The 5509-nt window shown below is 37.9% G+C and carries 3 protein-coding genes; 1 reads left to right on the forward strand and 2 read right to left on the reverse strand.

The genetic code is table 11. The features are described 5' to 3' along the window. The first annotated feature begins 1539 nt into the window (after window positions 1–1539). Window positions 1540–3291, forward strand: a complete 1752-nt coding sequence (locus F6K54_RS39375) for a choice-of-anchor I family protein (protein ID WP_293089695.1) — start codon at window positions 1540–1542, stop codon at window positions 3289–3291. Window positions 3292–3701: 410 nt separating this feature from the next. On the opposite strand, the gene F6K54_RS39380 is transcribed toward F6K54_RS39375, so the two are convergent. Both F6K54_RS39380 and F6K54_RS39385 read right to left on the reverse strand, forming a co-directional pair. Beyond that, window positions 3702–4607: a vitamin K epoxide reductase family protein gene (locus F6K54_RS39380; protein WP_293089697.1), complete on the reverse strand. Its 906-nt coding sequence runs from the start codon at window positions 4605–4607 to the stop codon at window positions 3702–3704. A 707-nt stretch (window positions 4608–5314) separates the two neighbouring features. Further along, the coding region (locus tag F6K54_RS39385; protein ID WP_293089699.1) for a hypothetical protein at window positions 5315–5509 on the reverse strand (195 nt) is incomplete at its 5' end.

Below are 5509 nucleotides of genomic sequence, written 5' to 3' on the forward strand. Positions count from 1 at the left end.
TGTTGAGTATTTGGCCATCGTTCTTAGTTAGGGCTTGCTGATTAAATATCAAATAATTGCCAGATAAAGGTAAGTGCCTTTTTAGGTATTGAAAAAGTACATGGTTTTCAGCTCTTCATGCTCAAAAAGTTAGCATTTTTAGAAGAGTTAGGCAAAAAAATTCTCCCCTACTCCCCTACTCCCCTTTTCCCCTCCTGGGAGGGGTTAGGGGTGGGTCCCCTACTCCTTAAAAAAGACTTTTTCAGCAAACCCTAGTTAGGGATCTTGATTGTCACTTTTTTGAAAACACCACAGATATTTATCTATACTAGCAAGATTCTTGGAGGGCTGTAGGCCAAATGTATGTTATGGCCAATTTTTTTACCGACCTGATAGAACAATTCTTTGTATAGAAGTCGAAGGAAAGGTGTTTGACAAATCAAAAGCTTAAAGCTTAGACAACGTAAGATTTTTCCTTCTTCCTTTTTCCTTCTTCTTTCTTCCTTCTGTTATAAATAGCCACTCAAGATGGCTACTTTAAATTAATCAGCAATATATGAAGATTTGATGAAGTTGACTCATAACTATTGCATCTTTATAACTTACAATGCAATGATTTATAAAGTCATAATCAGAATTGTTTTTTGTACTCATACCAAATTTATAGTAAGTTGCATAGAATGATATTTTAATCAGAGTTGACTGTAGATTTAAGACAGATGAGTTAATAAATTTCATAATTCTGTGGAACATCACATAAATTTTGTATAAAACCTAAAACTTAATTCTGTAGAACATCACATAAATTTTGGGTAGTGGTCTACAAGTAGTGATTTTTGCAGTTAAGCTCCTTACGGTGAAAGGAGTTTATTTATGAATATCACTACCTCTACAGGACTACCAAGTTTTGTACGACAATATGGTTAACTCAGTGACAATGTTCATAGGGATTATTATATCATTGAAATTTCATATATAGTTTAAGTGCTTTTACAAGGTAGTAAGCTTGTTTAGCGTTGAAATTGAGTATATGAATATTTACTTATTAAGGTTGATAGCTCAAAAAACTCTCCCTATGAAGTATTCTCTTTAGCAATTTTCTCCTGTATTACCAAAATAAATAAATCTTAGCTGATTAAACTTTAGTAATTTTGAGAAAATTACCAGTAATTAAGACAGGAAAATGTATATTAAAAAATTTTACCATTTTCTTTGCTCTAAAAATACTAGCCGTAAAAGCCATAGCATGGTTGAAAAAAAGTTTACAGCATTTTCCAAATTTATGAGGTACATATATTCATAAATAGGGGGCGTTAACGATAGTTATGCGAAACTATCGGCTGTTTAGCTGACGCATAGCTCCGCTTTGTTGCGGAGCAAAACCCTTCTACAGGGGGTTCATGCAACGTCTCTACAGAGTAGGGAAGATGGGAATTTAGGATAGCGAACAAGCACAAAATATTAACCCCGTCAGTTGTACCACATTAGTCTGAAATCTACTGTATGTAGAATATACCTGAATAATTGCAAAAATCTATCTAGTTAGGAGATACATAATTGATGAAAAGTTATCAGGATAAAAGTAAATATACTAATGTATTCAGAAAAATTATTGAACTAACTGTACAATCAAGTATAGCGATCGCCTTGATGGCAGCACCAAGTAAAGCTATTGGTTTGAGCTTCACACCAGTAGGTACTTATGCTACAGGCGTATTTGATGAAAGTGCGTCCAGAATAACAGCCTTCGATCCAAATAGTGAAAGGCTTTTTGTTGTTAACGACGACTCACTGGCAATAGATGTTTTGGATATCAGTAACCCCAAAACTCCAGACCTGGATTTTAGTATAGATTTAGGTCTATTTGGCAATTTTGGTGGTGTCAATAGTGTTGCTTATAGTAAGGATATATTTGCGGTTGCTGTTGAAAATGAAATAATCACAGATCCAGGAGAAGTTTTATTCTTTAATAAAGATGGCGATCGATTAAATCAAGTAACAGTGGGTGCTTTACCCGATCTGTTGACTTTTACACAAGATGGCACTAAGCTACTCGTGGCCAATGAAGCCGAGCCAGATGGTTATCTACAAGGAGATGTAGATCCAGAAGGTTCTGTTAGTATCATTGATCTGTCTAATGGCGTAGGAAATCTTACTCAGGGTGATGTTACCTTTGCAGGTTTTAACGATTTTAACGCTCAAGTAGATCAACTACGAGCAGAAGGTGTGCGGATATTTGGCCCTGGTTCAACAGTAGCCCAAGATTTGGAGCCAGAGGCGATCGCTATTTCTGAAGATGGAAAAACAGCTTGGGTAACATTACAGGAAAATAATGCTATAGGTATACTCGATGTAGAAACAGCTACATTTACAGATATTGTTGCCCTTGGTTTTAAGGATCATAACCTACCTGGTAATGGAATAGATGGTAGCGATCAAGATGGTGTAGTTAATATTGATAATTATCCTGTATTTGGGATGTATCAACCAGATGAAATTGCTAGCTATACAGTGGGGGGAAAAACTTACTTGGTGACAGCCAATGAGGGTGATAGCCGTGATTATGATGGGTTTAATGAAGAAACAGAAGTAGCAGAAGAGGACCTAGATCCACAGGCTTTCCCAAATGCTGACATACTCCAGCAAGATGACACTATAGGGCGTTTGGAAATTACAAATACCCTTGGTGATACAGATAATGATGGTGAATTTGAGGAACTATATGCTTTTGGTTCTCGTTCCTTCTCTATTTGGGATGAAAAGGGAGCTTTAGTTTTTGACAGTGGGGATGATTTGGAACAAATAACAGCTAAATTATTTCCTGAATTCTTCAACTCTAATAATGATGAGAATGATTCCTTTGATAATCGGAGCGACAATAAGGGGCCAGAGCCAGAAGGTGTAGCTATTGGTCAGATAGGTAATCGTACTTTAGCCTTTATTGGTTTAGAAAGGATTGGTGGCTTTATTACCTACGATGTTAGTAATCCATTAGCTCCTAAGTTTATTAGCTACACAAATAATCGTGACTTCTCAGTGGAATTTGATTTAGATGATGAGGAAGACCCAGATCCAACAGATGAACAGTTAGCAGCAGTAGGCGATTTAGGGCCAGAGGGGTTAACATTTATTAGTGCAGAAGATAGTCCAAATGGTAAAGCTTTATTAGTAGTGGCGAATGAAGTTAGTGGTACAACTACTCTTTATGAAATTAATTCTGTACCTGAACCAGGTACAATTTTTAGTTTGTTGATATTCGGAGCAGCAGGACAGGTATTGTTGAAGCGTAAGAACAAAAATTCTGCTTTCTGATGATGGTTAGATAATCAATGACTCATAAAATCTGTAGGGGCGTTCCATGGAACGTCCCTATGCTTATCAAGAAAGGCAGAGGGCAGGAGGCAGCTATGCTATTTGCGCAGCATTCCGTAAGAAAGGGAATTCTGACTCTTGACCTCTTACCTCGCCGTCACTCGCGTTGCCTACAATTGGATTGGGTATTATATCATGTCCGGTTGAATACTTACACTTTGGAGGTCCGGAGGCAGGAGGCAACCCACCCCTCGCCCCTCCCCCTCCCAGGAGGGGGAGGCAGAAGGGAAGAAAAGGCGCTCATGAGAAAAAGTGTTTGATCACTGATTATCCGGACATGATATTATACCCCGTCCAATTTTTCCTTCTGCCTTCTGCCCTCTGCCTTCTGCCTTCTGCCTTCATTTATATTAAAGATTATTAAAATCCGCTGGACCTTGATAACCAGAATATTTTGCTAAATCCTCTAAAGAAATTGTACCTTCGTAAGACTGACCATTAATTTTCCAAGTCGGATATGCAGTAACATTAGCTGCGATACATGAGCTTTGTTGAGGGTTTTTGCCTTTCGGATCGCACTCAATATAATTAAGTTTACTAACAGCTTCTTTACCAAACAACCGCTTTTGGTCTTGACAGTGACCGCACCAATAAGCACCATACATTTTTGCTCCCACTTCTGTCAGATGTTCTGCTAAAGCAATTTTTGCCGGAGTGGAAGTAGTTGTAACTGCATAAATATCTTGTTTGTCAGCAACAGGACTATGAATTGGAGCATAAACTGCAAATGTTCCGACAAGAGTAACCATCCCAACAATAATAGCCGTAAAGATTAATTGCCCAATATCTTCCCAGTCACGACCGATTAATGCTAAAACAAATAGAGCTACAGAACAAATAGCCGAACCGATGCAATAAAGACACAGAGATTTAATCTCAAATGCCATGATGTACATCAAATAGCTACTGAAGATAGTCATGGATACGCCACCCACAAACATTAATAACCAACTCCAGTTTTCTAGCTTTGAGCGTAACTCCTTCTGAGAATCTGGGTTAATTACCCAAGGACCGATTGCCATTGTTCCCATGCCAGCATAAGCTATAAAGCCAAATAGAGCTAGAGGTAAGCCAAAAATCATAGCATAGGGACTTTCCAGTACCTTATCGCAACCAGCTACAGGACAAGTCACGACTCCTCCCATAAATTTTTCTATTGCGAGATATGCTGTAATTACTGCTCCTATTGTTGAAATACCAGCAATAATAAAACGTGAATTACGATGAATCCAGGGTTTAGAGCGTTTACTACCCATTTATGCCTCCTTATTAGTACAGTTTCTTTTCATGTTATTGACTTTTCGATCAACTGAACAGTCAAAGATAAAGTTTCATAGTAAATAATTTTATCTGACTTTTCCAAATGTGCTTATGGCCAGAAGAAAGTTTTTAGCGATACAGAGTTCTATCCCGATCTTATCCGGACATGAATCATACCAAATTGATAAATGTTTGCTACAAATAGTTAGGGTATTTATTTTAATTTAGAATTTAGAATTTAGAATGCAGAATGGATAGATTTAATACCATTTTTGATGTTGCAAATCACCTTTTTCGTGAAACAGACTTTATCTGAAAGTCTTTTTATGGTGCTTATTATTCGTAACATTATTTTTTCAAATTGGTATCATACCTCAAATAACCAACGCCGACTTGCTAGTAGGGGAAAACTTTTCTCCACCAAAATCTGCTACAAAAAAAGGCGATCGCTCACTTTTTACGGAGTAGGGGAACGATCGCACTTTTTATTCTTTATGAGCAAGCTTGCTGAAGGTTATTTCAGTTATCATATCATGTCCGGTTGAATAATTAGACTTTAGTGGAAGGAAGGCAGGAGGCAGGAGGCAGGAGGCAGAAGGTTTTCTTTCATTGTCACCTTAATTTTATACACGCTCCGATGCTACCGGACATGATATCAGTTGTCAAAAGTTTACTAACTTGGTTAGGTCAAAAACTTTACGCTTTATGCTTCGACGGCTGTTTCGTGACTTAACAACAAATTATTAGACATCTCCAGAAAAGAGGGAGTAGGGAGTAGGGAGTAGGGAGTAGGGAACCCACCCCTCGCCCCTCCCCCTCCCAACCCACCCCTAGCCCCTCCCAGGAGGGGAGGGGAAGAATTGATAATTTCTGTGCGATAATTGATTTTATTTTTTAT

The sequence above is a fragment of the Okeania sp. SIO3B5 genome (assembly GCF_010692555.1).
Lineage (GTDB): Bacteria > Cyanobacteriota > Cyanobacteriia > Cyanobacteriales > Microcoleaceae > Okeania.